A 26,887-nucleotide genomic window follows, 5' to 3' on the forward strand; every position below is an offset into this window, starting at 1 on the left:
GCCGGTACCTGCAGGGTATGCCGTGCCGTGCCGTGGCGGCTGAGCGGATGGGGGCCGACGCACCCGGTGACCAGCCCGTGCGGGACCGGTCACCGGGTGTGCGTCGTGCGCGGGTCGGTGCGGACCCGTCAGTGCGTGAACTGCTCGGCCTCGGTGGACCCCGAGAGCGCGGTGGTCGAGGAGTCCGGGTTGACTGCGGTGCTCACTGCGTCGAAGTAGCCGGTGCCGACCTCGGTCTGGTGGCGCACGGCGGTGTAGCCGCGCTCCGCGTCGGCGAACTCGGCCTCCTGCAGCTCGACGTAGGCGCTCATGCCGTTGCGGGCGTAGCCGTGCGCCAGGTGGAACATGCCGTGGTTGAGCGAGTGGAAGCCGGCGAGGGTGATGAACTGGAAGGCGTAGCCCAGCTCGCCCAGCTTGTCCTGGAACTCGGCGATCTCGGTGTCGGACAGCGCGGCCTTCCAGTTGAAGGACGGCGAGCAGTTGTAGGCCAGCTTCTGGTCCGGGAAGTCCTTGTGCAGCTCCTCGGCGAACTCGCGGGCCAGGCCCAGGTCCGGGGTGCCGGTCTCGACCCAGATCAGGTCGGCGAAGGGGGCGTAGGCCTTCGCGCGGGCCAGCACGGGCTCGATGCCGTTGCGGACGCGGTAGAAGCCCTCGGAGGTGCGCTCCCCGGTCGTGAACTCCTGGTCGACGGCGTCGACGTCGCTGGTGAGCAGGTCGGCCGCCAGCGCGTCGGTGCGGGCGATGACCAGGGACGGGACGCCGAGCACGTCGGCCGCCAGGCGGGCGGAGCTGAGGGTCCGGACGTGCTGGGAGGTGGGGACGAGGACCTTGCCGCCCAGGTGACCGCACTTCTTCTCGGAGGCCAGCTGGTCCTCCCAGTGCACGCCGGCGGCGCCGGCCGCGATCATCGACTTCATCAGCTCGAAGACGTTGAGGGGGCCGCCGAAGCCCGCCTCGGCGTCGGCGACGATCGGGACGAAGTAGTCGGTGTCGGTGTCTCCTTCCATCCAGGCGATCTGGTCGGCGCGCTTGAGCGCGTTGTTGATCCGGCGGACGACGGCCGGGACGGAGTTGGCGGGGTAGAGGCTCTGGTCCGGGTAGGTCTCGCCGGCCAGGTTGGCGTCCGCGGCGACCTGCCAGCCGGAGAGGTAGATGGCCTCCAGCCCGCCCTTGACCATCTGGACCGCCTGGTTGCCGGTCAGCGCGCCGAGGGCGCGGGTGAACGGCTTCGTCTCGATGGCCTCCCACAAGCGCTCCGCGCCGCGACGGGCCAGGGTGTACTCCTCGACGACGGAACCCCGCAGCCGGACGACGTCCTCGGCGGAGTAGCGGCGCTCGATGCTCGCCCAGCGCGGGTTCTCCGCCCAGTCGCGCTCCAGGTCGAGGGCCATCCCGGCCGGCGTCATCTGGGACTGGTCGTGGTGCGAGGTGGTGGTCATCATCGATCCCCTTCGTGTGGTGGTGCAAGGTGGTGGTGCCCTGTTGTTGACAACTCTGTCGCGTCGTCGACACCCCTGACCCCGATCTAGGTTGTCAATAAACCTGGTTCTTTCGCTATTGTGCAAGCATGACGACTGTGCACGAACGGGTGCTGCCGTTCCGCCCCACCTCCCTCGACGACGGCGGCCACGACGGTGCCGCGTCCGGCGGAGGCGGGTCCGACCCGGTGGCGCTCGGGCGCCGTCTGCGCCATCACCGACGGGCGGCCGGACTGACACTGGCCGACGTGGCCACGCGGGCCGGGCTCTCGGCCTCGGCGCTGTCGCTGCTGGAGAACGGACGGCGGGAGACGAAGGTGTCGACGCTGACCGCGCTCGCCGGTGCGCTCGCCGTGGACGTCCAGCAGCTGCTCAGCCCCGGCGCACCCAGCCGCCGGGCCGCGCTGGAGGTGAGGTGGGAACGCGCGCAGCGGTCCCCCGGGTTCGAGACCCTCGGTATCCCCTCGGTCCGCGTGGGCCCCGGGCTGGCCGACGACGCGCTCGAGGCACTCGTCGGGCTCTACGAGTCGGTCGTCGGCCTGCAGCAGCACCGGACCGCCACGCCCGAGTACGCCCGTCTCGCCAACGCCGAGCTGCGCCGGCTGATGCGCGAGGCCGACAACTACTTCCCCCACATCGAGACGCTGGCCGCCGAGCTGGTGCGGGTCGTCGACCACTCCCACGGCCCAGTGACGCGGGAGGCCGTCAGCCGCATCGCCCGCCACGCCGGCTTCGAGATCGAGCAGGTGCCGGACCTGCCGGCCTCCACCCGCACCGTGACCGACCTGGAGCACCGCCGCATCTACGTCCCGGTCCGCGGCGGGCACGACCTCCGGGCCACCGCGCTGCAGGCGCTGGGCCACGTCGTCCTCGAGCACGAGCCGCCGCGCGACTACGCCGAGTTCCTGGCCCAGCGCGTGGAGATCAACTACTTCGCCGCGGCAGTGCTCCTGCCGGAGTCCAGCGCGGTGCCCTTCCTGCAGCGCGCCAAGACTGAGCGCGACATCGCCCTCGAGGACCTGCGCGACGCCTACGCCGTCTCCTACGAGACCGCCGCCCACCGCTTCTGCAACCTGGCCACCCGCCACCTCGACCTGCAGGTGCACTTCATGCGCACCAGCGCCGACGGCGTCATCTACAAGGCCTACGAGAACGACGGCGTCCGTTTCCCCATGGACGCCACCGGCGCCATCGAGGGCGCGCGCGTCTGCCGGGCCTGGACGGCTCGGGTCGTCTTCGAGCGTCCGCAGGGGGAGGTCTACCACCAGTACACGGACACCGGACGCGGCACCTTCTGGTGCACGGCTGTCGCCGAGCAGACCCCGGCCGGACGGTTCTCGGTCAGCATGGGCGTGCCCTTCAGCCAGGTCCGCTGGATGCGCGGCCGGGAGACCACCGAACGTCGGGTCTCGCGGTGCCCGGACCCGCGCTGCTGCACCCAGCCTCCGCCGGAGCTGGCGGCCCGCTGGCAGGGCCGGGTGTGGCCCAGCGCCCGGGCGCACTCGCACCTGCTGGCGGTCATGCCCCCCGGTGTCTTCCCCGGCGTCGACGACACCGAGGTGCTGCGGTTCGTGGCGGAGCACGCGGAGCCGGGCGGTCCGACCTGAGGCGGCGCTGCGTTGGGGGACCTCCCCGGCATCTGGCACACTATGACCTGTACCCGTCCGGCAGGGCCCTCTCACCTTGCCCGGACGCGTCCGCCCCGGATCGTGGTGCCGCGCGTGTTTCCCCACGCGGACACCAGGACCCGACCTGACCAAGAATGAGGAGACACCGCACTCGTGGCTGTCAAGATTCGCCTGAAGCGCATGGGCAAGATCCATGCACCGTACTACCGTGTCGTCGTGATGGACTCGCGCACCAAGCGCGACGGTCGCGCGATCGAGGAGATCGGCAAGTACCACCCGACCGAGGAGCCCTCGCTCATCGACATCGACTCCGAGCGCGCGCAGTACTGGCTCGGCGTCGGCGCGCAGCCGACCGAGCAGGTCGCCGCGCTGCTGAAGATCACCGGTGACTGGCAGAAGTACAAGGGTGAGCCGGGAACCGAGGGCACCCTGAGGGTCAAGGCCCCCAAGCCGGACAAGAAGTCTCTCTACGAGGCCGCCCTGGCCGCAGCCGACTCCGGCGACGCTGACGCCCCGGCGACCAAGCGCCGCGGCAAGAAGGCCGAGGAGACCCCGGCGGCACCCGCCGAGGCCGCTCCGGCCGCCGACACCGACTCCTCCGCCGCGTCCAGCGGGGGCGACGGGTCCGTCGACACGAAGGCCGCCGAGGTCACCGTGACCGAGCAGACCCCGGCCGAGCCGACCGACGAGGCCTGATCGTGCTCGAGGAGGCCCTGGAGCACCTGGTCAAGGGCATCGTCGAGCATGACGGCGACGTCGTCGTCCGCAGCAAGGGCGGCCGTCACGGTGACGTGCTCGAGGTCCGGGTCCACCCGGACGACCTCGGGCGCGTGATCGGTCGACGCGGCCGCACCGCCAGCGCCCTGCGCACGGTCGTCGGTGCGCTGGCCGGCGGCCAGAAGGTCCGCGTCGACATCGTCGACACCGACCGCCTGCGCTGACCCAGCACCACCCCCAGCACGGCCCGCCGGCGCACCCGCGCCCGGCGGGCCGTGCTGCGTCCCGCCCAGCGGCACGGCATACCCTCGAGACCACCACGACCCCCGGAGGACACATGGCAGAGGCCGGCTTCGTCGTCGCGCGGATCGGCAGACCGCACGGGCTGCGGGGCGAGGTGACCGTCCAGCTGCACACCGACGACCCCGAGGGACGGTTCGTCGCGGGGGAGCAGTTCGTCACCGAGCCCCCTGAGCGCGGACCCCTCACGCTGCGCAGCGTGCGGGTGCACCAGGGGGTCTATCTCCTCGCCTTCGACGGGCACCCGGACCGGGAGGCCGCCGAGGAGCTGCGCGGCACCCGCCTGCTCGTCGACGAGGAGCACGCCGACGAGGACGACGCCGAGGGCTGGCGCGAGGAGGACCTGCTCGGTTTCGACGTCGTGCTCGTCGACGGGACGCACCTGGGCTCGGTGTCCGGGCTGCACCTGCGCCCCGTGCAGGACCTGCTCGAGGTGCGCACCCCTCGCGGCGACGTGCTCGTCCCCTTCGTCGAGGAGCTCGTGCCCGAGGTCGACGAGGAGGCCCGCCGCGTCGTCGTCGACCCGCCTCCCGGGCTGGTGGAGCTGGGGGAGGAGCGGTGACGATGCGGATCGACGTCGTCACGATCTTCCCCGACTACCTCGCCCCCCTGGACCTCTCGCTCATCGGCCGGGCCCGGCGCGAGGGGCTCCTCGAGGTGCACGTCCACGACCTGCGTCACTGGACCCACGACCGGCACCGCACCGTTGACGACACGCCCTACGGGGGAGGGGCCGGCATGGTCATGCGCCCCGAGCCCTGGGGCGAGGCGCTGGACGAGGTGTGCGGGGCGCTGCCCGGTCGCACCCCGCACCTGGTCGTGCCCGGGCCCGGCGGCGACCTCTTCACCCAGGCCCGCGCGCGGCAGATGGCGACCGAAGACGACTGGCTCGTCTTCGTGTGCGGCCGCTACGAGGGGATCGACGAGCGGGTCCACGACGAGTTCTCCGCCCGCTACCCGCTCTCGGTCCTCAGCCTGGGGGACTACGTGCTCAACGGGGGCGAGGTCGCGGTGCTGGCGATGACCGAGGCCATCGCGCGCCTGGTGCCGGGCGTCATCGGCAACGTGGCGTCGCTGGTGGAGGAGTCCCACGAGGACGGCCTGCTCGAGTATCCCGTCTACACCAAGCCCCAGCAGTGGCGCGGCCACGAGGTGCCGCCGGTGCTGCTCTCCGGCCACCACGGGCAGATCGCCCGGTGGCGCCACGAGCAGCAGCTGGAGCGCACGGCCGCGCGTCGCCCCGACCTGCTCGCCGGGCGGGGGCCGCAGGGGGACTGAGCGTCGTTCAGGGCCGGACGATCTCGTCCTGCGCGTATCCCTGCAGGTAGAGCACGGCGGTGAGGTCGCCGTGGTTGACGCGGACATCGGTCTGCTCGGCGACGACCGGCTTGGCGTGCAGGGCCACCCCGGTGCCTGCCAGCCGCAGCATGTCGAGGTCGTTGGCGCCGTCCCCGACCGCGACCGCGTCCGCCGGGGTGAGTCCCAGGCGAGCGGTGACCTCGCGCAGCGCCGCGACCTTGGCCTCGCGCCCGACGACCGGCTCGACCACCCGCCCCGTGAAGTGCTCGCCGTCGACCTCCAGGGTGTTCGCGCGGTGCTCGTCGAAGCCCAGCCGCCCCGCCACGGCGCGGGTGAACGGGGTGAACCCCCCCGAGACGAGCGCGGCATAGCCGCCGTAGGCCCGCATCGTCGCGACCAGCTCGGCACCTCCGGGGGTCATCGTGATCCGCTCGGACAGCACCGTGTCCACCACCGAGGTCGGCAGCCCCGCCAGGAGAGCGACGCGGGCGTGGAGCGCCTCGGCGAAGTCGAGCTCGCCGTTCATCGCGCGAGCGGTGATCTGGGCTACGCGCTCGCCGACGCCGGCCTGCGCGGCCAGCTCGTCGATGCACTCCTGCTGGACCATGGTGGAGTCCATGTCGGCCAGCAGCACCTGCTTGCGCCGACCGGCTGCGGGCTGCACGACGAGGTCGACCCCCTCCCGCTGCCACCGCTCCCAGGCCTGCCACCGGTCGACGGGCACAACGGGCAGCTCCACCTCCAGCGCCACCCCGGGCGCGAGCCAGCGCGCGGGGCCCAGGGGCCAGGACCGGGAGACCTCCTGGACCGCGGCGTCGGTCAGGTCGGCCCGAGCGGGGGCGGCCAGCAGCGTCAGCACGTGCACGGCCCGATGGTAAGCCGTCGAGTTGGTCGCGCCGTGCGCGGTCTGGCAGGATGGGTCTTTGCGTCCCGACACCCCGTCACGACCTCACGCCCCTGCCACAGGGGGAGCCGCGTGAGAGACCCGGAGCCGCGCGACGACATACCGATCACGGCGTCCCTGCCCCCAGCGGGTGGGGACCGAACCGCTCTGGATGACCTGTGGCAGCCACGAGCAGGAGACCACCATGCACAAGCTCGACGAGCTCAACGCACCGAACATGCGGACCGACATCCCGGCCTTCCGAGCCGGTGACACCATCAACGTCCACGTCAAGGTCATCGAGGGCACGCGCTCCCGCATCCAGATCTTCAAGGGCGTCGTCATCCGCCGCCACGGCGGTGGCATCGGTGAGACCTACACCGTCCGCAAGGTGTCCTTCGGCGTCGGCGTGGAGCGCACCTTCCCGCTGCACTCGCCCAACGTCGAGAAGGTCGAAGTCGTCTCGCGCGGTGCCGTCCGCCGCGCCAAGCTCTACTACCTGCGCGACCTGCGCGGCAAGGCGGCGAAGATCCGCGAGCGTCGCGACGCCGTGCCGCCCAAGACCGCCGGCAAGGCCTGAACCCGCCGCACCCACACCACGATCCCCCGTCGGCCCGACCCGGCGGGGGATCGCTGGTCTACCAGCCTCCGGCGCTAGGGTCGGGCAGACCCGTCGCGCAGGGGCCGGGACCATGACGAGAAGGACGGCACAGGTGAGTGACCCGAGCAGGGACGACGTGCTGGACGACGGGGCGGGACCCGGTCGTCGACGCGGTCCGGAGGGCGGGGCCCGGGAGCCGGGACCGTCCCACCGCGGCGGGTTCCTGCACGCCGTGCGGGAGGTCGCCGTCATCGCCGTGACCGCCCTGGTGATCTCGTTCGTGATCAAGACCTTCATCGCCCAGGCCTTCTGGATTCCCTCAGGCAGCATGGAGGAGACCCTCGTCTACGGCGACCGCGTGATGGTCAGCAAGATCCAGGCTGGGCCGATGGAGGTCGAGCGCGGGGACATCGCGGTCTTCGAGGACCCGGGTGGGTGGCTTCCCGCCATGTCCGAGCCCGACCGGGGGCGGGCCCTGAACACGGTGATGGACGTCCTGCAGTTCGTGGGGGTCGCGCCGACGGCCGAGGGCAACCACCTCATCAAGCGGGTGGTCGGCGTCGGCGGGGACACCGTCGCCTGCTGCGACGACGAGGGGCGGCTGACCGTCAACGACCAGGCTCTCGACGAGCCCTACCTCTTCCCCGGGGACGTGCCGAGCACCGTCGAGTTCGAGGTCACCGTGCCGGACGACTCCGTCTGGGTCATGGGCGACCACCGGTCCAACTCCCGCGACTCGCGCGCCAACGACGACGGCACGGGACAGACGGGGTCCGTGCCGCGCGACAACGTGGTGGGCCAGGCGTTCGTGCTCCTCTTCCCCCTCGACCACCTCACCTGGTTCCAGACCCCGTCCACCTACGCCGACATCCCGGAGGGGGGTCGGCGGTGACGGCCACGACCCGGGTCCGGCGCGCGGCGAGCGGTCCGCGCTCGACCGCCCCGAGCCTGCGGGTGGAGCGCGCCCTCCAGCGCGAGGGGTATGCCGTGCTCGTCGGGATGGACGAGGTCGGGCGTGGGGCGCTGGCCGGACCGGTCACCGTCGGCGTCGTGGCGATCGACGCCGCCTGCAGCACCGCGCCGCAGGGCGTCCGGGACTCCAAGCTGCTGGCCCCGGCCGCCCGGGAGCGGCTCGTCCCCCGCATCCGCCGGTGGTGCCTCGGGCACGGGGTCGGGCACGCGTCGCCCGCCGAGATCGACGACGTCGGGATCATGGTCGCGCTGCGGCTCGCGGGCGAGCGGGCGCTGGTGCAGCTGGGCCTCGACCCTGACCTGGTCCTTCTCGACGGCAACCACGACTGGCTGACCGACCCCTCACGCGTGGGGCTGCTCGGCCTGCTCGAGGGGGGGCCGTGGACGCCGCCCGTCCGCACGATGGTCAAGGCAGACCTGCGGTGCTCGTCCGTCGCCGCGGCCTCGGTGCTGGCCAAGGTGGAGCGGGACGCGATGATGGTGGAGCTGGCACCGCAGCACCCGGCATACCGTTGGGAGCAGAACAAGGGCTACGCCGCGCCCGAGCACCAGGAGGCCCTCCGGGACCTGGGCCCGAGCGAGCACCACCGCCGCAGCTGGCGGCTGGGCGGCACCGACGAAGGGAGCGCGCCTTGAGCGCCGAGGACCTGGAGAAGTACGAGACCGACATGGAGCTCGCGCTCTACCGCGAGTACCGCGACGTCGTCGGGCTGTTCTCCCACGTCGTCGAGACCGAGCGCCGCTTCTACCTCGCCAACGAGGTCGACGTGCAGGTGCGCACCGGCGGCGGGGAGACGTGGTTCGAGGTGACGATGGCCGACGCGTGGGTGTGGGACGTCTACCGCCCGGCACGGTTCGTCAAGAAGGCCCGGGTGATCACCTTCAAGGACGTCAACGTGGAGGAGCTCGCCAAGAGCGACCTGGAGGTCCCCAAGGATGCTCGGTTCGGTCGCTGAGGTCCGCCGGGTCTCAGGTCGTCGGAGTCCGACCGGACAGTGTGAATGCCGTCGAGGACACCACGGCGCAGGTCCAGGCCAGGGGCGCCACGGCCGCCGGTGCGCCGTTGCCGAGCACCTTCTCGGGCAGGCTGCCCCCCGGTGTCCGGTGCTCGTCCAGCCAGTCGAGGATCTCGCCGGCCCTCTCCGACCTGCCGAGCTCGGCCCAGGCCTGGGCGAACAGGGCCGTCTCGGGTGTCCAGCTGATGTGCTCGTCCTTCCACCCGGCGCCGGGGGCGACCCCGCCGGCGGGCCGGCTCATCGCGTCCCACGCCGCCCCGAGGACGGTTGCGACGTCAGCCTCCAGGCCGGTCACGTAGGGGGGCAGGAGGAAGGTGATCGCCGCGTCGTGGCCGCCGCCGCGCACGTACCTCTGGAAGCCCCGACGCCCGAACTCCCTGCGGACCGTGGCCAGCAGCCGGTCCGCGCGGTCACCGGCCGCACCGGCCTCGGGACAGAGCTCCTCGCCGAGCCGGGAGGCCGACTGGAGACCGAGGAGCGTGAGGGCCGCGACACCCAGCGTCGTCCGGCGCTCCGGCACCTCCCAGTAGTCCGGGGTGGCCGTGGGCAGCCCCCGCCCGCCGTCCAGGTCCCGGTAGACGGCGCGCAGCGCCCGGGCTGCCGCCTCGCGCGTGACCGAGAGGATCTCGGGCCGCCGCTCCGGGAGTGCGGCGCAGCTCTCGTGGACGGCCCAGAGGAACCACCCCACTCCGTCGGCCTGGACCGACCGGTCGTCGGGCACGCCGCCGGCGAGCGTGTACCGCGCCTCGAAGTGCCCGTCGGACCGCTGGGCTGCCGCGAGGAAGCGCAGGCTCGAGACGACATCGTCGCCCCGGCCCAGGCGGGCCAGGACCCGGCAGACGTGGGCGGTGTCCCGGGGCCAGACGTAGCGCCACCGGTCGGTCCAGGCGGCCACCGGAGCGGCCAGCCCGTGGGAGAGCACGTTGAGGTCGAGCACGGCAGCGGAGACCATCTCGTGCCACCGGGGGAGGACCAGCGGGGTCGTGGCGGCGAGGAGCGCGACCTCCGCGAGCAGGATCTCCTCCACGCCCCGCGCCCCCGGCCGCACCCGCGAGGTGCTGCCGGGGGGGCTCCGGTGGTCCGGGGCGAGCAGCACCCTGGTGCCCGAGGAGTCGAAGGCCACCCCGGAGGAGTAGAGGGGGATCTTCTCCTCCCCGGTCTCGGCGGTCCGCCACGCGGCACCGCCCGCCAGGAGACCGACCGAGGTCGTCCCGAGCAGCAGCAGCGTGCGTCGCGCGACACCGGACTGCCGGTCTGCGCCGCTCCCGCGGGGCGGGTCCTCGGCGGGCGGGGGGATCATCTGGCCGGTGCTCTTTCGGGCGGGCAAGGACGGCGTCGCGGGTCTCGTCGGACGCGACCGGCGGCGGCCAGAGAGGATCCCTGGTGCCCGCCACTCTAGGGCCGGTCGCCCGCGTGGCCGCTCCAGCGGGGGGCGTCCGGTCGACAGGCGACCCCCGGCCGGGATCGCCGGCCGGGGGTCGCCCGAGTGCTGACCGGAGGGGGAGCGGTCAGCCGGAGGTGCCGTCGGTCAGAGACCGCGGCACTGGTCCTTGGTGCCCGCACGAGGTTGCCGGCGCAAGTCGGTGCCGGCCCGTCGCTCGTGCACTGCGAGGGAGGCAGAGGGCCTGCGGACGAACATCGTGGTTCCTCTCGTGCGGCGACCCTCGGTGGTCGCAGTGGGAAGAGTCTCCCGCTGCCGGATGAGGTGACCGTGAGAGGACGGTGAGACGACTCACATCTTCGCGCCGTCGGCCCGCTGTCCACATCCCGCCCTCGCCCCCGTGCGGCGTCCACAGCCCCGGCCACGTTCCTTGCCCCCGCAGGACACCCGGCATGGGATGGGAGCAGCCGCGGGAGCCGCGGCAGGGACCTCCAGGAGGGGCGATGAGCGGTAGCGGTATGGCGTGGCGCGAGGCGAGGTCGGTCGGTGACCGGGGCGAGGACCTTGCGTGCGCCCACCTGGAGGGCCTGGGGTGGGCGGTGGTCGACCGCAACTGGCGCTGCCGGCAGGGGGAGATCGACGTGGTCGCCCGCGACGTGGGCGGCCAGCTGGTCTTCTGCGAGGTCAAGACCCGACGGTCGACCCGGTGCGGCCACCCCGTCGAGGCGGTCGGGCACGACAAGGCGCGCCGACTCCGGACCCTGGCCTGGGCGTGGCTGGCGGCCCACCAGGAGAAGGGCGCCGACTTCCGGATCGACGTCATCGGGGTGCTGTGCCCGGCCGACGGGCCCGCCCGCCTGGAGCACCTCGAGGCGGTGGCCTGATGGGCTTTGCCCGTACCCGCGCGGTGACACTGGCGGGGGTGGAGGGGCATCTGGTGACGGTCGAGGTGCAGGGCGCCTCGGGCCTGCCGGCCTTCGTGATGAGCGGACTGGCTGACAGCGCCTGCCGGCAGGCACCCGACAGGGTGCGTCCCGCGTTGCGCAACCTTGGGGTGACCCTTCCCGCGCAGCGGTGGACGGTCAACCTGTCGCCGGCCGGCCTGCCCAAGGTCGGCAGCGGCCTGGACCTCGCCATCGCCACGGCTCTCATGGCCTCCGAGGACGCCGTCGACCCACGCCTGGTCGACCCGGTCGCGCACGTCGGCGAGGTCGCGCTCGACGGGGCCGTCCGCCCGGTCCCCGGCGTCCTGCCGATGGTCGTGGCCGCCGCTGCGGCGGGAGTGCGGGAGGTGCTGGTGGCCGCGGCCAATGCCGCCGAGGCGTCGCTGGTCAGCGGCGTCGAGGTGCACGCCGTCCGGACCCTGTCCGAGGTGAGGGAATTCTACCGGGCTCGGGCCGGCGGTGGGTGCCTGCGCCTGGTGGCGCCGCTGGTCGACGACCCCGAGCCCGAGCGTGTGCCCGACCTCTCGGAGGTCGTCGGGCAGGCGCACGCGCGGGCCGCCCTGGAGGTGGCCGCGGCCGGTGGCCACCACCTCCTGCTTGTCGGGCCGCCGGGGGCCGGCAAGACGATGCTGGCCGAACGGCTGCCCGGCGTGCTTCCGACCCTGGGCGAGGAGGACGCCCTCGCGGTCACGGCCATCCACTCGGTCCTGGGGACGCTGCCTCGGGGGAACTCCCTGGTGACCAGGGCGCCGTTCGTCGCCCCGCACCACAGCGCCTCGATGGCGGCGGTCATCGGGGGCGGGTCGGGGGCCGTGCGCCCGGGCGCGGTGTCCAGGGCACACCGAGGGGTGCTGTTCATGAACAGCACTACCTTGCACGTATACTAGCGCGCATGAGCACACCAACCTCCCCACCACGACGAGCAGTCGTCTACGTGCGCCAGTCCCGCGACGATGCGGGGACAGGTGCCGCAGTGGCTCGCCAGGAGGAAGCCTGCCGAGCACTGGCCCTCGCCCGAGGGTGGGAGGTCGAGGCGATCTTCTCTGACAACCACGTCTCCGCCACCTCAGGCAAGGAGCGTCCCGCGTGGCGTCAACTACTGCAATCGGTAGAGCGCGGAGACGTTGACGTGATCCTCGCATGGCGACTGGACCGGGTGACCCGTTCCATCCTTGACCTAGAAGAATTGGTCAAACTCTCCATCACTGAGGGAGTCGGGGTTGTCACCGCTGAGGGTGATATCGACCTGACCACAGACTCAGGGAAGATGGTCGGCCGCATCCTTGCCGCCGTGGCGGCTGGTGAGGTCGAGCGCAAGTCAGAACGTCAGAGGTTGGCAAATCAGCAGCGCGTGTCCCAGGGGAGGCGGCGCTGGTCCCATCGTCCTTTCGGTTTTTTGAAAGAGACAGGGGAACACCACCCGACGGAGGCTGACGCGTTACGCGAGGCTTACCGGCGTATCGCACGAGGACAAAGACTTGCAGAGGTTCGGGACTACCTGCATTCACTGGACCTGAGCACCACTGCCGGTAACCCTTGGTCTGTCCAGTCTTTGCGTAACCTGATCCTTGACCCCCGCAACAAGGGGATTATCCGCTACCAGGGCAAGGAGGCCGGGGCGGGAGATTGGGAACCAATCGTGACTGACGACGAATGGGCCAACGCTGTGGCAGTGCTGAGAGCGAAGCGCACCAACAAGCCGAGAGCCACCCCATCGGATGCCCTGCTGGTCACCGTGGCGAAGTGTGGTGGATGCGGTGGCCGTGTTTTCACCGAGCAGAGGAAAACGTCTGAACACCGTTCGTACACATGCCAGAAAGGCTGTATCCACCTCCCTCAGCAATGGGTTGACGGTAGGGTCTTCCTTGCACTCGCAGACTTTCTAAGTGACCCCGACCAAGCAGAACAATGGCGCGGGAGTGTCGCCAGGGATACCAGAGAGCTCCAGGAGGCGCGTGCGAAGCACAGCGCCCTCAGGGACAGGCTCACGGTCATGGGACAGGACTACGCAGACGGGTTGTTGGAGCGGGAGACGATGCTCTCGGCCACGACGCAACTGCGGGAGCAGATTGCCACCATCGAGGCTGACCTGTTGAGACTAGAGGCCGAGTCAGGCATCAATGGCGCTATTGACGTCGAGTACCTTGCCGAGCAGTTAGAGACTGCGCCCATCGGGGAATCGCGGGAGAGCGTCCGCAGACTCACCGACAGCATCGTCCTGCATCGCAGGGGGAAAGGTTCACGCGAGGGATTGTCAGACAGGTTAGTAGAGGTCACATTCAGGACAGGCAACGACGCCGCCACGGAGGGAGAGACGGCATGACCGAGCAACATAGCGGTAGGCCGAATTTCACACACGAGGCACAGGCTCAGAATCATCCTGCCTGACGCGACTGCGGACGATTGGGTAACCGATACCCGCATACCACTGCGCCCGTCAACACAGGCAGTGTAGAGAGCAGTTCTTAGGTGCATGCACGCACCAAGCACAACAAAGCCCCTAACCTCAGCGGTCTGAGATGTCAGGGGCTTTGCTGTCTACCACATTCGGGACCGTGGTCCCGTTCCGTGTAGGTCAGCCCTGATGGCAGAGCATGACCCATCCGGCTAGGTAGCGCCGGATCGCTGAGGCTCGGTCACGGCTGAGCCTCGTGCCTGTGGATCATAGCGATCGGGTCGATCAGCACCAACAGGAGGGATGTAGTCATCGTCCCCACCATGCACTGACCTGATCGTCTGGTCTCTCGCCAGCGCGTCAGGCCGCAATCCGTACGTCCAGCCCCGGCAGGAACCGGTAGTCGTGACCCTTTAGGGAAGCCGCGTGCGCCCTAGACGCCGTGTCGGGCACGGACCTCGTTGGTGACCTTCGCGTTGTACCGCTCCACCGAACGTGCAAGGAAGAGGGCGTCCACAATGAAGTAGAGGCCCGAGGCCATCCAGAGGAGGATGACGGCAACCCCTGCCGCCGCGTCGTCCTCTTCCGTTCCACCGAAGAAGCCGAGCACGGAACGCCAGATAACAAACCATAGGATCAGCGGGATGATGGCGATATACCACTGTTTGACATACCAGCGGTCGGCACCGAAGCCCCAGAGGAAGAACCAGAGCAGGTAGGCCATCGGCTTGGACTTGTGCTTCTGCCCAGCCTCGATGTCCGCAGACGTCTTCCGAGTGTAGTACAGAGCTTCGTTGCCATAAGCAGGACCAGACGGTGGTGGCGGCGGGTAACTCATCACATCATTCTCGCTCTCTCAGCCCCCACTCTCGTAGGGATCGCGGGTGCCAGGGCTTCGAACCTTGGTCGGCGGCCTGCCGCCTCTCCTCCCCCCCAGACGATTGGTGCTACCAATCTTTACCACACCCGTGCACCGGCGCGCTGCCCCTTGGACGTACATGCGGTTCGCGCAAGGGGGACAGGACTCTACGGTCAATAGGAAGGTCTGGCCCCGCGCGGCACGGGTGGTGAGTTCTCTCCAGAGGCTGGGGCAGTCATGCTCTGCGGAGTCATCGTGCGTCCGCTCCCTGCATGGTCTGGTCTACGGAGTCGAGCAGCGCACCATTGCGCGTCAGGAACCGTGCACACCGCTCTCGGATCGTCAGCTCCCAGGGCCAGTGCGTCGCGTGCAACCCCCCATGCAACCCCAGCGGACCCCTGCGTGTCCACGTGCCTACGTGCCTACGTTCGTGCGTCGAGCCGGATCACTGAGTGAGGCGAGCGCGAGTCGATGAATGACGCCACGTCGAGCGCTTCGCTGTTGCCTGCCCCTTGTCCCTTCCCATCGCCCTTGCCCTACCTCTTGCCGTTGCCCCGTTGCCCCCTCGCACGTTGCCGGATGCCAGTGGCGAGGGTGGCAGCGGTGGAGTGAGTGCCTTTGTCCATCGGCAGTGGTGTGCGTCCCTTGTCCTGCCCCCTCTGTCCCTTGCCCTGCCGCACCCCTGGGGGTATGACCCCCTAGCTCACGCATCCTCTCACCGCCATGTGACAGCCTCTCGAATCCCGCGCAGATTCCAAGGCCATTTGTCCACAAGTTGTACACAGCCCCTGGGGGTCATTTCCGCAGGTCAGGGCTGGTCGCGCCATCCATGACACTCGTCACACTTCACCAAGGGGCCCGAACGGACCCTTGCTTCTGGTGCCTTCCATATATGAGGTCGTGAGTCCCCGGTCATGGCACCTACCGGCCAGGGGCGCTGATGGGCGCGGAGAGGCGAACTCCAAGAGCAGTGTGACCTTGGTCTTACTATGCGTTTCGGCACTGACAAACGTCCGTTTTTGGTGACTTCTATACATGTAGGGCTCATGAGTCCTACGTCCCGCGTCCCCCGTCCCGCAGACGGGGCTGAGACGCTGCGGTCGAGCCACTGCCTCGCTGGTGACTCTCGTCACACTTCACCAGAAGACCGCAACTTATCCGTGTTTTTCCCGACTGCTATATATGTAAGGCTTGGTGAGTCCTAGGGGCCATGCACCTGCGGGGCCATAAGGGCACAGGTCGGCGTGGAGGGCTTCCCGGGGGATGTGACCTTGGTCTCACTTCGCGTTTCGGCACTGACAAACCCTCGTTTTCCCATCTTCTATATATGTAGGGCTTGTGAGTCCTAGGTCATGCCGGATGCCCTTGGGGTCGAGCTGCCCCCGTGTGCGGTGACTCTCGTCACACTTCACCAGACGACCCGAACAAACCCTCGTTTTTCCCCGCTTCTATATATGTAAGGCTTCAGCACCTTGTCCGCAGCAGTGCAGGCGCTAAGTCTAAGGACGACAAGACTTCTGGTCGGGACTTTCTCCCCCCCAGCCAGAGGACAGGCTTACGTGAGCCTGTAGCAGCATGGTTGGGATGCCGAGTGATCGGCACCTCCGCTGGGTTGTTGGTTTGGAAAGGGAGTCACGGGGTTTGACCAAGAAGTGCCGGGGCATGTCCAGCGTGCCCCGTAGAACCTGTCTGCACCCTCACCACGGTTTCATCCCCGTGGACTGCGGTGGGGTATCAGGACAGTGGATAGCACCTTGCTCAGAACAACCTCGTGACTCCCTTTCTCTCCTCTTAGAGAGTGCACCACACATACGCACCATCTCAGAGCCACCAGGGCATCGGGTCCTCTGGTGGCTTCTCTCATTTGCCCTAACCCATGAATAACTCTTGCTTCCTAGCAGTGACAGGCACGGCACCTCCGTGGCTAACCGAACACACAGAACAGGACACACGATGAACAGTGTTACCACCATTGACGGCTACTACACCAGTCTGGAAGTAGCTCAGATGATGGGGATTGCTATGGGCACTTTCTACAACGCACGGCACGCGGGTAAGGAGCTCCCTCCCACCGTCATGCTTGCCCGTCAGCACTTCTATCCCAGGGCCTCAACTGACGCATGGGTCGAGAAGTACCTCGCTGACAAGGAGTCCCGGTGAGCAGGGCACGCAGGATCATCGAGCAGGTCGAGAGACGGCACCAGGAGGCCGAGGCAGACCCTGCCGCACAGTCGCAGGTGCTCGATCCCGAGGCCGTGGCCGAGCGGGACCGCATGGAGGCATTCCTTGTCGCCAGGGCAGTACGTCAGGGTGCCAGGTCGCTTCCCGCCAATGATCTGGACGAAGTAGCAGCCGTCGTGCCTAGACGCAGACGCTAAGAGCCTCACGACCAACCCACCAACAACTAGGAGATAGTCAATGAGTCAGACCCTTTACTACAAGACCAACGACGAGCCGGTCGTCATCATGCGTAGGTGCCCATCGTGTCAGCGATACCTGCCCAACGATATCGAGCACTTCGCCAACAATGCGTGGGAGGCACGCAGCCACGTCACGCGGCAGGTGTGCCGAGACTGTTTCCCAGCCTTTCTCGCCGAGCATGAGCGGTCCCAGCAGGCACGACGCAACGAACGCAGCCGAGAGGGCGCACAACGTCGTGGCGAACGGAGCGGGAAGTGAGTAGCACTATCGGCTGGGCAGAGGTCAGCGAGGCACTTTCCACGCTAGAGGAACGCATCGGCACGCTGGAAGTCAGGATGACAGGCATCCGTCAGTCAGCGGATGACTTCGAGTCTCAGATTCGCAACGTGGAAAAGATGCTCAGGGCAAATGGTGTGACCATCGTCGTCAACGGAAAAGTGGACACGATCCTCGTTGGCCGGGATGGTGAGGCAGCGTGAAGGTACCGGTGGAGCACTGTTTTCACATCGGAGCAGAAATGAACTACTACCCAGAACAACAGCACGACAGTGGCGGAAGCACGCGCCCTGGGTAATGGCATTACCATCGTGGGGCAGCTTCAGGGCAGCCCCCAGTACACTGAGGCAAACACCAATGGCGAACACCGGAACTAAGCGCACCAGCAAGAAGAACGTCGTGATCGAGTCTGTCTTCAACGTAAGAGAGTCCCGAGGATTGACGACCAACGAAAAGAGCTTCCTGTGGGCTGTGACTTCTCGTGGAGTGTGCAGCACGACACGGGCAAGGCTCATGGGCGACACGGGACTGAGCGACGGCACGGTAACCAACGTGGTGAAGAGCCTCAGCGAGAAGGGGCTGGTCGAGGTTCACCGTGGCGGGTGGGCCAATGGCAGGAGAGCAACCACATGGTATGTCGTGGATGATGCGGCATTGGCCGACTGGTGCGAGCGCACTAAGGACGTGTGGACTGGCGACGACGTGCAAGAGGGCGCAGACCCTGGTGAGGAGTTGGCTCGTCTCCTGAGCGAACTACCAGAGTCGGCTCATCTCCTGAGCGAGTCCACTCAGGACGTGAGCGAGTCGGCTCATCTCCTGAGCGAGTACGCTCATCTCCTGAGCCATAAGGGAACAGGGAAGGTAACAGATAAGGTAACCCCTAAGGAGACAAGCCTTGTCCCTAAGGAAGAGCCTCAGGTCTGGACCGATGCTGAGTTGGACAAGGCTCTACCTTGGGCAGTGGCAAACAGCGAGGCAGGCAAGAAGCTGTCACCTGTCCAAGCCTCTGCACTGGCAAGAGAGTGTGGCAAGGCACCTGCCTTTGGCTCGTGAACGCCGAGCCTCAGCGTAAGGGGGGTCAATAGACCCTAGGAAGGGGGGTCGAGAGACCCCACTACCTGCCCTTACTACCAAAGGCACCTAGCCTACAGTCCGGAGCGGAACGGTATCCCCTCTCGCTGACGCTTCGGGGAACCGTGACCGGAGCGGCACCCTAGTGCCTTGCCTAGTGTCTATTCCCTTAGCCTCTTGCCGGTGACTAGTCCCTGTTGGCGCGGAGCGCCCCCTATCCCCTACTCACTTCTGCCAATGCCTAGTGCCTATCCTCTTGCCGCCGTCTGAGTCGGAGTCACCTCCGCTATCGCGGCTGTCGCCGCTCTGCTCCGGTGCAGCCGAACCCTAGTTATCGCTCAGTCTGCCGCTGAAACTCGGATCCGATCTGCCGCTGAACTAAGTCCTAATCCGCCAGGGACTCTCACTCTGCCACTGGCACCATTCGGGGTGCCGTCAGGCAACCCCGTGAACGACCAATCAACAACCCCAACCCAAGGAGATTCCATAATGGCTTCTGCCAAGACCAAGACCAACATTCCCGCTTCCATCGCCACCGTTACCCACGACAAGGCCACTGCCGAGCGCGATGCTCTGGCTGAGACTTTCGCTGAGGCACGTACCGCCGAGGCCGATGCCCTCGCCTTGGTCGAGCAGTCCACGGAGGCTTACGAGCACCTGGAGACGCGCCTGCGTTCCGGCGACCTGGAAGTCAGTGCCGACGACCTTATGTCGGCACGACTGGAGATTGACCGCGCCGAGGTTATCCACAAGGGCGCAGCCTCCCGTGCCAACGTGGCCGAGCGTCAGCTCTCTCGCAAGGCGGTCCCGACCCTCGCCATTCTCGTGGCCGAAACCCTCAGCCGTGACGATCTTCTCTCCCGTATCGAATGGGCCGCTATCGAGCGTCGTGGTGGTGGTGGAAACCTGGAAGGGACCGAGCACCGGGTAGGTCTGGTCTACCAGTCCGAGAACGTGACGATCCGTGATTCGGTTGCATCGGGGGTTGTCGTCCTGAGCGTTCACCACGACCCCCTGACGAAGAAGCTTGACCAGTGGGACATCCGGACGGCACTACAGCGTGACGGGCGGATCACCGTCACCGGCGTTGAGTCCAGCGCCAGCACCGACCGGCACCAGACGCACCGGGTCGGCGTCGGTCACGCCGTCGTGGAGGCGGTCCCCACCCTCTCCAAGATGCCCTCTGAGACGTCCTACGGTGGCCCTCGCAACCTCCGTGCCGTCCCCGCCCTCGGTGCCCGTGTCGAGTCCCAGAAGCTCCCCAACGGGGCATGGGTTCCCGTGACGAGCACCAGCACCCCGCAGCGCGTGGACAACGACGTGTGGGAGGTCACCGGCAAGTGCCGGGTCACTGCCAATGTCGAGATGGAGAACCAGAGCGACATCGACCCACTGACCGGTGCCCTTGTCGCCGCCATTGTGGCCGAGGGCAACCCGGAGCGTCCTGCCTACGGGTCGCTGGGAGTGTGCGTCAAGTCCGAGGTCACCGAGGTTGCGCCGCTGGGCCGGAACGGGCGTCTTATCTCCGTGTCGCAGACGTACCACTTCCGCACCAAGGGCTGACCTGACGGGCCGTAGCGCCACACCGCAGCACATCGGCAAGGGGCAGGGACCGACTCATTCGTGGGTTGGTCCCTGCCCCTTGTCATGCCCTGACCCATGACGGGGCACAGAGCACCACCAACACCGACATACGCAACCAGCGGAGATACGCAACATGAGCACCGAAACGATCACCGAAGCCAAAGCCTTTGACGAGCAGGCCCAGGAGTGCAGGAACCAGGGACTCTGTTCCTTGTGCGCTGCATACCTCACTTACTACGGCAAGCCCCGCCCCTGCACTATTTGCAGTGCGGTCATTACCGATGACGGCAGGGCTATTCTGCGATTCGTCCAGACGTGGAGCGACTACTCGATAAGGGCTGACCTTGACTCCGCCGTAAGTGCCTGTATCACTCTTGACGATGCCAAGATGATAAAAGGCTACTCCAAGCTCCGTCTCAACGGCAAGGCATTCAAGCCCCGAAAAGACCGGGCCAACAATCACCGTTCCATCCCTGCCGATGCCCTGACATCCCTTGCAGCCGGTGCAGAGCCGACAGACCGCACCTGCGTGCGATGTGGTGAACCGTTCACCGGGAAGGGTCGAGCCACCTACTGCGGTGAGGCTTGCAGCCGAGCAGCACGACGCACGCGAGAGCAGTCCCGACGCACCAAGTAGGGAGTTGCGCCGCTCCCACCAGCGTCGATGCAAAGACAACGCTGTGACCAGCACAGATGCTCCCGATACTTTCCGTTTTCGAGGCAAGTGGCACATTCTCCCACCTGCCCCTATTTCGCCGATCTATCGGGAGCATCTTCGCAGGTCAAGGACTTGCCCAACAGGGCCATATCGCAGGTAGGGCAGGTCGATTCTAGTCCTTGCCCGAGCACCAGTCAGACCATCCGAGAGGAAACCACCCACACATGACGAGCACCACGACGACTGCGCCCAAGGTCAATGCCTACACCTACGCCACCGACCTGCCTGACGACGACGAGCTGACCGAGGAAGCCCCCTGGGAGGGTGGCCCCTTTCGGGGATGGTGGTACCCCGAGACAGCCGCAGCGGAGATGGGGATTTCTGTCGAGGTTCTGGAGTGGCGACGAGCGAACCGCATGGAGCTGATCTGGACCCGTTGGCAAGAGGTCTACATCTACGGTGCATGGTGGATCGAGGGCCGAGAGGTCAAGCGTGCCAGGGCCAGGAGAATGCTTGCCGAGAAGCAAGCCCGGTGGGACCAGATGCCGCCTGAGACAAAGGCGAAAGCCATGGCGAGGGCCGAGCGGAGGGCCATGCGCTCCGGGGGATGACTTGCGGGGGCAGTGTCAGACATGCTATTCTTCTCCCCCTGCCCAAGCACTCGCCGTCTCGGCGCGACTCTGAGCGGGTCAACTTCACGCATGACACCACCAACAGGCCAGTCCTCGCATCACGGGGGTTGGCCTGACCTGTACCCACCGCCAGAGAGGACACCATGCCAGAGGACTGCCTGACCTACAGCCGGGACGACACAGAGGCACTACTACACACGCTGTGGACGAACTCACCCCGCAGCACACCCCGTCAGCCGGACCCGCAGCTACGCAGATTCAAGCCCACGCGCGATCCAAGGCGCACCTGCGACTTCTGGGACCACCGTGCCGACATCTCGCGTGCGTGGCAGATTGCACCCCTCACCGACCGGCAGAGGCAGGCCCTTGTGCTCCGCTCTGGAATGGGACTGACCATGAAGCAGACCGGAGAGCTCCTGGGAGGCATCACGGCATCGTCGGTGAGTGCTCTTGTGGACCGTGGCTTGGTGGCACTCATGACTGTGCTCAATCGGCACGCAGGCGATGCGTCATTGAGCGAGGCGGAGGCTGTGGTCGAGCGTGTCAGCGTCCCGAGGCTTGTCGCTGTGTCCTGAGCGGCGTAGCGGTCTTTCCCGCTCCCCTGAGCAGCGGACGGCCTCTGAGAGGCGGCGCGATGTTGCCGATTCGAGGAGACATTGCCGATGGGGTGTGCCACTGTCTCCCCGCCGGCTAAGGCCGGTGCAGGGAGTGTGCGAGTCGTCGGGTTAACCCCCATCGGCCTTGACAGACCCCCGCCCTGCGGTGTGGCTCTCCTGGGAGATCCCCCCTGCCTTCCAGGAGGGCCGCACAGCACTACGTCCCCCGAGGTGGGCAGGTGCATGAAGCGCACGAGCTGCCCCACAACTGTGGCGGGGCCAGCTCGCCTTCCTGACCTACCGACACCTGGGAAGCTGGAGGGTAGGCAGCGCTGGACGATTCCTAGGCAGCGCCGGAGGCACCAGCGCACGCGCTGCCTTGGGCCTCCCCTACGCGGGTAGGTGGGCGCTTGGCTGTATGGTCCTGCGCATGGCCGACAACGGGGACGTCGAGTTCGTAACGCTGCACTTCACCGGCGGGCGCTACGAGACGGGCTCCGGCCATGCACCCGGATACCCCCTAGAAATCGCCCACGAGCTGCAGCGGTACCAGCAAATTCTGGTCATGATCGCTCGCCACTTGGTCCGCCAGGAGCGAGGTGAAACCGCTCGTCTGCCCAGGGGGTTCGCCGACGCGGTCAGGTTGCGATTCACGGAAGTTCGGTCAGGCAGCACTGAAGTCGTTATCACGCCAGAGCTGTCAGAAAATGAAGCCAGTGGGTTGTTCTCGGCCTCCCTGCAATTGCTCCATCGGTCTGAAGAGTTCCTTGAGCACCAGCTTAAGAATTTAGAGGTTCAGCACGGCTTCTCTGAGGGAATTCCGTATGATATCGCCAGAAACATCGGCAATTGGGGTTCGAGCTGGAGCCCCACTGAGGAGTTGTATCTAAAACGCGGGGGCAAGCTCCACGCCAAGTACAATCAGGAGCTTCGATCCTACGCCAGGAAGAAGGATAGGGTGGAAGCGGAGGAGGTCCTGCAAGGTCGAGTCATCGGCGCATCGTCCGGGGGCAACTCGCTAGAAATACGGGTAGATGACCTCGGACGATCCTTCTCTGCAAAATTCGATGACATGGAAACTTGGGATCACGGTGCTCAGGCCATGGGTTATCAGGATCGCGCCCCGCTGGTGAACGTCTCTGTTACGACGGAGCGGGACAGACTAGGATTGCTCCAAAGCGTTCCGAAAGTGCACAGTTTGGAGTTGGCACTGCCTGATTCCGTGAATGACCGTATACGCGAGATAAGAGAGATCGAAGCAGGTTGGCTTGAAGGTCGTGGTGATGCCGCTTCAGACGAAGCCCTCGCAATGGCAGAGCTGGCAATCGTGGAGATTCTCCAGGAATCGAAGACCGCTCCCTACATATACATCACGCCCTCAGGGTTTATACAACTGGAGTGGAGGCGTGGCGAGTTCGAATACGAACTCATCTGCGATGGCCAAGCGTACTACCTGGACAGTTGGAGTCGGTCTGGCGAGGTTGAAGAGCCACCAGCCCAGGTGCTGCTAGATCGCGGCAAGCTGCAAACGGCACTCAGGAAAGGAGCACACTTTGAGTGAGCAGAACTCGGGGGGCAGCGCTGGGAATAAGCCAAGACCCTTGTCTCAACCGTCTGAGTTGGCATGGCGCAACTGCCACGTGGGATGGGTACAGGATGGGCGACCCACGAGCCAACTTTATAGGCCGATGGGAAGGGAGGCGAAGGACTACGAGTTGTCTGGAGCACGTCAAGCCCGCGTTACGGCGGAAGAGCACGGCGTGGAGTACTTGCGGTTGGGGAATCAGACTGCTGGCGTATGGGCCATCAGCGTCTCAGAAGCTCACCATGAGGACCTTACTCTCTGGCACGACGAATTCTCGACCACGCGTCCCGATCCCTGCCCGAAAGGCCACGTCTTTCTAGACATGAAATGGCTTATGGAGTCCAACAGCCGCACGTTGAAGAGGATCAGTGGCAGGCTCCGGGACCAGGCCGTGGAGCGGGGGTGTCAGTGGCGTCCAGAAGCCATAACAAAAAGCAAGATCGCGTAGCGGTAAACACAGGAAGGGGGTGATGCTGTGATCCCAGCGGAAGTGCTTTGCAGAGTAGTGCGCCTCACTACTGAAGCGGGAAAACGGGGCACCGGGTTCATTGTGGACTATAGCAACGGCAAGGCCATAGTTACCGCGAAGCACTTGTGTAACGGTGAACGCGAGGAGGTCTTACACTTCCATCAGGCCTGGGGTTCTCACGCACCCACGACGGGTCTCTTGGATCGAGTAGGACCTCTAGATGCCCCTGGCGATGTCGCCGCGTTTGACCTGCCTGAGTCGCTCTGGCCGGAATGGTACGGCGGGCGTGTCCCGACATCCAGTTCTGGGCTGATCGTCTCCCAGGACTGTTTCATCTTGGGTTATCCCTATGACCTGTCGACTGAGCTTGGAAGTGGGCAGGAGGCACCTCTTGTGAAGAAGGGCATACTCGCGGGTGGGTTGAGCGCAGGCGGGGTAGCTACCTGGTGCATTGATATCCATGCCAACCCGGGGTTCTCCGGTGGCCCACTCATCTGTCCACTTCCCGGCAAGAATGGGTCCTTCGTTTACGCGGGGGTAGTAATCGGTTCGATGCTGGTACCCGCCGTGGAGCCAAAGGAGCAGCAACCCGAACCACTCTTGATTCCATCTGGGCTCTCGCAGTGCGTTGACGTCAAGGCGCTAGGGGTCCTCGGGATCACGGAAACGGTCTAGGTCCACTTTCCGGCAGCGTGAGTGATGGCGGCACTCTGGGCAGCACTCAGCGTTGTGTGGTGCCCTTGCTACGAACTCTTGTTATACGCGTTTCCGCAGTCAAGGCAGCGACCCCAGGCAAGACTGGGGTAGGGTTCCGTATACGTGTGGCGTGGTTCGGTTGATGGACGAGGCGCCGGAGTTCCGCCGGGACGTCCTCGACGGGATGCGCCAGCCCCTGGAGTCCGGGGAGGTCGTCATCGCCCGCTCCGACCGGCACGTGCGGCTGCCCGCCCGGTTCCAGCTCGTCCTCGCCGCCAATCCCTGCCCCTGCGGGAGCGGCGGGGGGCTGTGCACGTGCCCGCCCCGTCGCCGGGCCGGCTACTTCGGTCGGCTCTCCGGTCCGCTCCTCGACCGGATCGACCTCAAGGTCGGCGTGAGCGCGGTCGCCCGGGCCGACCTGGCGCTCGGACCGGGAGAGTGCACGGCCGCGGTGGCCGAACGTGTCGCCCGGGCGCGCGAGCGGCAGCGCGCCCGGTGGCGCGAGACACCCTGGTCGCTCAACGCCGAGGTGCCGGGGTCCGTGCTCCGGCACGACCGGTTCCAGCTGCCGAGGGCAGACCGCCGACCGCTCGACGAGGCGCTCGACCGCGGGACCCTGACCCTACGGGGTCTCGACCGGTGCCTCCGCGTGGCATGGACGCTGAGCGACCTCGCGGACCTGCAGCGACCGGGCCGGGCCCAGGTGCGGCACGCCCTGCACCTGCGCGAGCCGGGCGGGGTGAAGGTCGCATGAGTCCCCGCACCGCGGGTGTCCGGGACGAGCGGGGGGCGCGCACGCTCCTGTCGCGCATCGCTGAGCCCTACGACGACCGGATCCAGCAGCTCGTCGCCGAGCACGGCGTCGCGGACCTCGTCGGCTATGCCGAGCGTGACGGGCGCACCCCGGAGGGGGTCAGCCTGGAGCGGTTGTCCTCCCGGCTCATCCGCTCCCGCCACATCGATGACGAGCAGGTGTGCCGGGCGCTCGGTCTGCGTGTCCTCGTCCCCGGCGACGAGGAGTGGCCGGAGCAGCTGCACGAGCTCGCGGCCCCGCCCTGGTGCCTGTGGGCACGCGGGCCGCTGCGCCTGGACGAGGTCGCCGAGCGCGGGGTCGCGGTCGTCGGCGCCCGGGCGAGCAGCGCCTACGGCGACGAGGTGGCGGCCCGCCTGGGAGCCGACCTCGTCGAGCGCGGCTTCCCCGTCGTGTCGGGGGCGGCCTACGGCATCGACGCGGCCGCGCACCGGGGCGCGCTGGTGGTGGACGGTGACACGGTCGCCGTCCTCGCCGGTGGGGTGGACGTCCCCTACCCCCGGGCCAACACAGAGCTCCTGGCCCGGATCGGCCGGGACGGCGCGGTGGTGAGCGAGACCCCGCCCGGTGGTGCACCCGCCCGCATGCGGTTCCTCGCGCGAAACCGTCTGATCGCGGCGCTGTCGGTCGGCACCGTCGTCGTGGAGGCGGGCCTGCGCTCCGGGGCGCGGACGACGGCCAGGGCGGCCCGCGATCTGGGCCGTCACCTGATGGCCGTCCCGGGACCGGTGACCAGCGTGATGTCGGCCGGCTGCCACGAGGAGATCCGGATGGGAGCGAGCCTCGTCACCGACGCGGCAGAGGTGGTCGAGCTCGTCGGGCGCATGGGGATCGACCTCGCGCCCGTCAAGCGGGGTGCCAGCCGTGACGAGGACGACCTCGACCCGGAGAGCAAGCGCGTCTGGCAGTGGCTGCGGCCCCGGCGGTCGGCCAGCGTCGACGAGCTCATGGTGCGCTCCGGCCTCGGGCTCGGCGAGGTGCTGAGCGCGCTGTCCGATCTCGAGGAGCGGCACATGGCCGAGCAGCTGCTCGACGGTTGGAAGCGGACCCAGCGATGAGCCGCCGGTACCGCGTTCCGACCCGGCTGGCCGTCGGGCTGCTCACCCTGCTGCTGACCGTGCCCCACCCGTCGCCGGAGGCGGCGCCGGTCCTCAGCGCGGCCCCACCACCCGCTGCCGACCCGGACGACCGTGCCGTGGTGACCCTGTGGGGGTGGCCCTTGGCCGGGACACCGGACGTCGCACATGGCTTCGACCCTCCGGCACAGCGATGGCTGCCCGGTCACCGGGGCATCGACCTGGTGGGGGTGGCGGGTGAGAACGTGCTGGCCGTGGATGCGGGGGTCGTCACCTACAGCGGACAGATCGCGGGCGTGGGGATCGTGTCCGTGACCCATCCGAGCGGCCTGCGCAGCACCTACCAGCCTGTGGCCGACCGCCTTCCGCGGGCGGCACGGGTCGGTAGGGGCGAGCGGCTGGGCTCGCTCGACGTCGGTGGGCACTGCGTGCTGGCCGACTGTCTGCACCTGGGTGCCGTCCGAGGTCACGACCGTTACGTGGACCCCACACCCCTCCTCCTCGGCGTCCGCCTGCGCCTCCTGCCCTTCCGACGATGA

At 67.5% G+C, this 26,887-nt stretch carries 28 protein-coding genes; 23 read left to right on the forward strand and 5 right to left on the reverse strand.

Features of this window, described 5'->3' with window-relative positions; all coding sequences use genetic code 11:
* Positions 1–128: 128 nt before the first annotated feature.
* On the reverse strand, positions 129–1,439 hold the full coding sequence (gene aceA, locus ACI3ET_RS06600; protein WP_405032230.1) for an isocitrate lyase: 1,311 nt from the start codon (positions 1,437–1,439) through the stop codon (positions 129–131).
* 128 nt (positions 1,440–1,567) lie between these two features.
* Here aceA and ACI3ET_RS06605 point away from each other — a divergent pair, with 128 nt between their 5' ends.
* The 5 genes from ACI3ET_RS06605 to trmD all read left to right on the forward strand — a co-directional run bounded on the left by ACI3ET_RS06605 (position 1,568) and on the right by trmD (position 5,401).
* Positions 1,568–3,085 carry a helix-turn-helix domain-containing protein gene (locus tag ACI3ET_RS06605; protein ID WP_405032192.1) on the forward strand — a complete coding sequence of 506 codons (1,518 nt, stop codon included), beginning with the start codon at positions 1,568–1,570 and terminating at the stop codon, positions 3,083–3,085.
* 174 nt (positions 3,086–3,259) lie between these two features.
* Positions 3,260–3,802 carry a 30S ribosomal protein S16 gene (gene rpsP / locus ACI3ET_RS06610; protein ID WP_405032193.1) on the forward strand — a complete coding sequence of 181 codons (543 nt, stop codon included), beginning with the start codon at positions 3,260–3,262 and terminating at the stop codon, positions 3,800–3,802.
* Positions 3,803–3,804: 2 nt separating this feature from the next.
* Positions 3,805–4,047, forward strand: a complete 243-nt coding sequence (locus ACI3ET_RS06615; RefSeq protein ID WP_405032194.1) for an RNA-binding protein — start codon at positions 3,805–3,807, stop codon at positions 4,045–4,047.
* Positions 4,048–4,160: 113 nt separating this feature from the next.
* Entirely contained in the window at positions 4,161–4,685 is a 525-nt protein-coding gene (rimM, locus tag ACI3ET_RS06620) for a ribosome maturation factor RimM (protein WP_405032195.1), read from the forward strand.
* Between the two features lie 2 nt (positions 4,686–4,687).
* Entirely contained in the window at positions 4,688–5,401 is a 714-nt protein-coding gene (trmD, locus tag ACI3ET_RS06625; RefSeq protein WP_405032231.1) for a tRNA (guanosine(37)-N1)-methyltransferase TrmD, read from the forward strand.
* Between the two features lie 7 nt (positions 5,402–5,408).
* Here trmD and serB read toward each other — a convergent pair whose 3' ends face one another.
* Positions 5,409–6,287 (reverse strand): phosphoserine phosphatase SerB, encoded by an 879-nt coding sequence (gene serB, locus ACI3ET_RS06630; RefSeq protein WP_405032196.1) that lies wholly within the window; start codon positions 6,285–6,287, stop codon positions 5,409–5,411.
* A gap of 223 nt (positions 6,288–6,510) precedes the next feature.
* On the opposite strand from serB, the gene rplS reads away from it, so the two are divergent.
* The 4 genes from rplS (at position 6,511) to ACI3ET_RS06650 (ending at position 8,834) form a co-directional block, all read left to right on the forward strand.
* Entirely contained in the window at positions 6,511–6,885 is a 375-nt protein-coding gene (rplS, locus tag ACI3ET_RS06635) for a 50S ribosomal protein L19 (protein WP_405032197.1), read from the forward strand.
* 133 nt (positions 6,886–7,018) lie between these two features.
* A complete protein-coding gene (lepB, locus tag ACI3ET_RS06640) occupies positions 7,019–7,798 on the forward strand; it encodes a signal peptidase I (RefSeq protein ID WP_405032198.1) in 780 nt (259 codons plus the stop codon).
* Entirely contained in the window at positions 7,795–8,514 is a 720-nt protein-coding gene (locus ACI3ET_RS06645) for a ribonuclease HII (RefSeq protein WP_405032199.1), read from the forward strand. Before lepB ends, ACI3ET_RS06645 begins: the two co-directional genes overlap by 4 nt.
* Complete coding sequence (locus ACI3ET_RS06650) at positions 8,511–8,834, forward strand: DUF2469 domain-containing protein (RefSeq protein ID WP_405032200.1); 324 nt, start codon at positions 8,511–8,513, stop codon at positions 8,832–8,834. The genes ACI3ET_RS06645 and ACI3ET_RS06650 overlap by 4 nt, the downstream gene beginning before the upstream one ends.
* A gap of 13 nt (positions 8,835–8,847) precedes the next feature.
* Here the strand turns inward: ACI3ET_RS06650 and ACI3ET_RS06655 are convergent, their stop codons facing one another.
* The gene (locus ACI3ET_RS06655) at positions 8,848–10,194 is read right to left on the reverse strand and encodes a glycoside hydrolase family 15 protein (RefSeq protein WP_405032201.1); all 1,347 of its coding nucleotides are present in this window, start codon (positions 10,192–10,194) and stop codon (positions 8,848–8,850) included.
* Between the two features lie 584 nt (positions 10,195–10,778).
* Between ACI3ET_RS06655 and ACI3ET_RS06660 the strand changes: the two genes are divergently transcribed.
* Genes ACI3ET_RS06660 through ACI3ET_RS06670 form a run of 3 tightly spaced genes read left to right on the forward strand, consistent with a single transcriptional unit; the run spans position 10,779 to position 13,542 of the window.
* Positions 10,779–11,159 (forward strand): YraN family protein, encoded by a 381-nt coding sequence (locus ACI3ET_RS06660; RefSeq protein ID WP_405032202.1) that lies wholly within the window; start codon positions 10,779–10,781, stop codon positions 11,157–11,159.
* Positions 11,159–12,106, forward strand: a complete 948-nt coding sequence (locus ACI3ET_RS06665) for an ATP-binding protein (RefSeq protein WP_405032203.1) — start codon at positions 11,159–11,161, stop codon at positions 12,104–12,106. The genes ACI3ET_RS06660 and ACI3ET_RS06665 overlap by 1 nt, the downstream gene beginning before the upstream one ends.
* A gap of 5 nt (positions 12,107–12,111) precedes the next feature.
* The gene (locus tag ACI3ET_RS06670) at positions 12,112–13,542 is read left to right on the forward strand and encodes a recombinase family protein (RefSeq protein WP_405032204.1); all 1,431 of its coding nucleotides are present in this window, start codon (positions 12,112–12,114) and stop codon (positions 13,540–13,542) included.
* Between the two features lie 505 nt (positions 13,543–14,047).
* On the opposite strand, the gene ACI3ET_RS06675 is transcribed toward ACI3ET_RS06670, so the two are convergent.
* Positions 14,048–14,452 carry an NINE protein gene (locus ACI3ET_RS06675; protein ID WP_405032205.1) on the reverse strand — a complete coding sequence of 135 codons (405 nt, stop codon included), beginning with the start codon at positions 14,450–14,452 and terminating at the stop codon, positions 14,048–14,050.
* A gap of 1,974 nt (positions 14,453–16,426) precedes the next feature.
* Between ACI3ET_RS06675 and ACI3ET_RS06680 the strand changes: the two genes are divergently transcribed.
* The 4 genes from ACI3ET_RS06680 (at position 16,427) to ACI3ET_RS06695 (ending at position 19,804) form a co-directional block, all read left to right on the forward strand.
* Entirely contained in the window at positions 16,427–16,633 is a 207-nt protein-coding gene (locus ACI3ET_RS06680; RefSeq protein WP_405032206.1) for a helix-turn-helix domain-containing protein, read from the forward strand.
* Between the two features lie 515 nt (positions 16,634–17,148).
* The gene (locus ACI3ET_RS06685) at positions 17,149–17,373 is read left to right on the forward strand and encodes a hypothetical protein (protein ID WP_405032207.1); all 225 of its coding nucleotides are present in this window, start codon (positions 17,149–17,151) and stop codon (positions 17,371–17,373) included.
* Positions 17,374–17,527: 154 nt separating this feature from the next.
* A complete protein-coding gene (locus ACI3ET_RS06690) occupies positions 17,528–18,223 on the forward strand; it encodes a hypothetical protein (protein WP_405032208.1) in 696 nt (231 codons plus the stop codon).
* 507 nt (positions 18,224–18,730) lie between these two features.
* Positions 18,731–19,804 (forward strand): hypothetical protein, encoded by a 1,074-nt coding sequence (locus ACI3ET_RS06695; RefSeq protein ID WP_405032209.1) that lies wholly within the window; start codon positions 18,731–18,733, stop codon positions 19,802–19,804.
* Between the two features lie 82 nt (positions 19,805–19,886).
* Here ACI3ET_RS06695 and ACI3ET_RS06700 read toward each other — a convergent pair whose 3' ends face one another.
* Positions 19,887–20,288: a hypothetical protein gene (locus ACI3ET_RS06700; RefSeq protein ID WP_405032210.1), complete on the reverse strand. Its 402-nt coding sequence runs from the start codon at positions 20,286–20,288 to the stop codon at positions 19,887–19,889.
* 419 nt (positions 20,289–20,707) lie between these two features.
* On the opposite strand from ACI3ET_RS06700, the gene ACI3ET_RS06705 reads away from it, so the two are divergent.
* The 7 genes from ACI3ET_RS06705 (at position 20,708) to ACI3ET_RS06735 (ending at position 26,887) form a co-directional block, all read left to right on the forward strand.
* Positions 20,708–21,094 (forward strand): hypothetical protein, encoded by a 387-nt coding sequence (locus ACI3ET_RS06705; protein ID WP_405032211.1) that lies wholly within the window; start codon positions 20,708–20,710, stop codon positions 21,092–21,094.
* A 164-nt stretch (positions 21,095–21,258) separates the two neighbouring features.
* A complete protein-coding gene (locus ACI3ET_RS06710) occupies positions 21,259–21,690 on the forward strand; it encodes a sigma factor-like helix-turn-helix DNA-binding protein (RefSeq protein WP_405032212.1) in 432 nt (143 codons plus the stop codon).
* Positions 21,691–22,141: 451 nt separating this feature from the next.
* Entirely contained in the window at positions 22,142–23,272 is a 1,131-nt protein-coding gene (locus tag ACI3ET_RS06715) for a hypothetical protein (protein ID WP_405032213.1), read from the forward strand.
* Positions 23,273–23,801: 529 nt separating this feature from the next.
* Positions 23,802–24,440: a S1 family peptidase gene (locus tag ACI3ET_RS06720; RefSeq protein WP_405032232.1), complete on the forward strand. Its 639-nt coding sequence runs from the start codon at positions 23,802–23,804 to the stop codon at positions 24,438–24,440.
* Between the two features lie 151 nt (positions 24,441–24,591).
* Positions 24,592–25,215: an ATP-binding protein gene (locus ACI3ET_RS06725; protein WP_405032214.1), complete on the forward strand. Its 624-nt coding sequence runs from the start codon at positions 24,592–24,594 to the stop codon at positions 25,213–25,215.
* On the forward strand, positions 25,212–26,330 hold the full coding sequence (gene dprA, locus ACI3ET_RS06730; protein WP_405032215.1) for a DNA-processing protein DprA: 1,119 nt from the start codon (positions 25,212–25,214) through the stop codon (positions 26,328–26,330). Before ACI3ET_RS06725 ends, dprA begins: the two co-directional genes overlap by 4 nt.
* The gene (locus tag ACI3ET_RS06735; protein ID WP_405032216.1) at positions 26,327–26,887 is read left to right on the forward strand and encodes a M23 family metallopeptidase; all 561 of its coding nucleotides are present in this window, start codon (positions 26,327–26,329) and stop codon (positions 26,885–26,887) included. The genes dprA and ACI3ET_RS06735 overlap by 4 nt, the downstream gene beginning before the upstream one ends.

The sequence above is a fragment of the Ornithinimicrobium jinqii genome, from assembly GCF_045032595.1.
Taxonomy (GTDB): Bacteria; Actinomycetota; Actinomycetes; order Actinomycetales; family Dermatophilaceae; genus Ornithinicoccus.

Coding starts and splice junctions, on each gene's coding strand:
- aceA (WP_405032230.1), bottom strand. CDS start 1,439: ATGACCACCACCTCGCACCACGACCAGTCCCAGATGACGCCGGCCGGG.
- ACI3ET_RS06605 (WP_405032192.1), top strand. CDS start 1,568: ATGACGACTGTGCACGAACGGGTGCTGCCGTTCCGCCCCACCTCCCTC.
- rimM (WP_405032195.1), top strand. CDS start 4,161: ATGGCAGAGGCCGGCTTCGTCGTCGCGCGGATCGGCAGACCGCACGGG.
- trmD (WP_405032231.1), top strand. CDS start 4,688: ATGCGGATCGACGTCGTCACGATCTTCCCCGACTACCTCGCCCCCCTG.
- rplS (WP_405032197.1), top strand. CDS start 6,511: ATGCACAAGCTCGACGAGCTCAACGCACCGAACATGCGGACCGACATC.
- ACI3ET_RS06655 (WP_405032201.1), bottom strand. CDS start 10,194: ATGATCCCCCCGCCCGCCGAGGACCCGCCCCGCGGGAGCGGCGCAGAC.
- ACI3ET_RS06660 (WP_405032202.1), top strand. CDS start 10,779: ATGAGCGGTAGCGGTATGGCGTGGCGCGAGGCGAGGTCGGTCGGTGAC.
- ACI3ET_RS06665 (WP_405032203.1), top strand. CDS start 11,159: ATGGGCTTTGCCCGTACCCGCGCGGTGACACTGGCGGGGGTGGAGGGG.
- ACI3ET_RS06670 (WP_405032204.1), top strand. CDS start 12,112: ATGAGCACACCAACCTCCCCACCACGACGAGCAGTCGTCTACGTGCGC.
- ACI3ET_RS06675 (WP_405032205.1), bottom strand. CDS start 14,452: ATGAGTTACCCGCCGCCACCACCGTCTGGTCCTGCTTATGGCAACGAA.
- ACI3ET_RS06680 (WP_405032206.1), top strand. CDS start 16,427: ATGAACAGTGTTACCACCATTGACGGCTACTACACCAGTCTGGAAGTA.
- ACI3ET_RS06690 (WP_405032208.1), top strand. CDS start 17,528: ATGGCGAACACCGGAACTAAGCGCACCAGCAAGAAGAACGTCGTGATC.
- ACI3ET_RS06695 (WP_405032209.1), top strand. CDS start 18,731: ATGGCTTCTGCCAAGACCAAGACCAACATTCCCGCTTCCATCGCCACC.
- ACI3ET_RS06705 (WP_405032211.1), top strand. CDS start 20,708: ATGACGAGCACCACGACGACTGCGCCCAAGGTCAATGCCTACACCTAC.
- ACI3ET_RS06710 (WP_405032212.1), top strand. CDS start 21,259: ATGCCAGAGGACTGCCTGACCTACAGCCGGGACGACACAGAGGCACTA.
- ACI3ET_RS06715 (WP_405032213.1), top strand. CDS start 22,142: ATGGCCGACAACGGGGACGTCGAGTTCGTAACGCTGCACTTCACCGGC.
- dprA (WP_405032215.1), top strand. CDS start 25,212: ATGAGTCCCCGCACCGCGGGTGTCCGGGACGAGCGGGGGGCGCGCACG.
- ACI3ET_RS06735 (WP_405032216.1), top strand. CDS start 26,327: ATGAGCCGCCGGTACCGCGTTCCGACCCGGCTGGCCGTCGGGCTGCTC.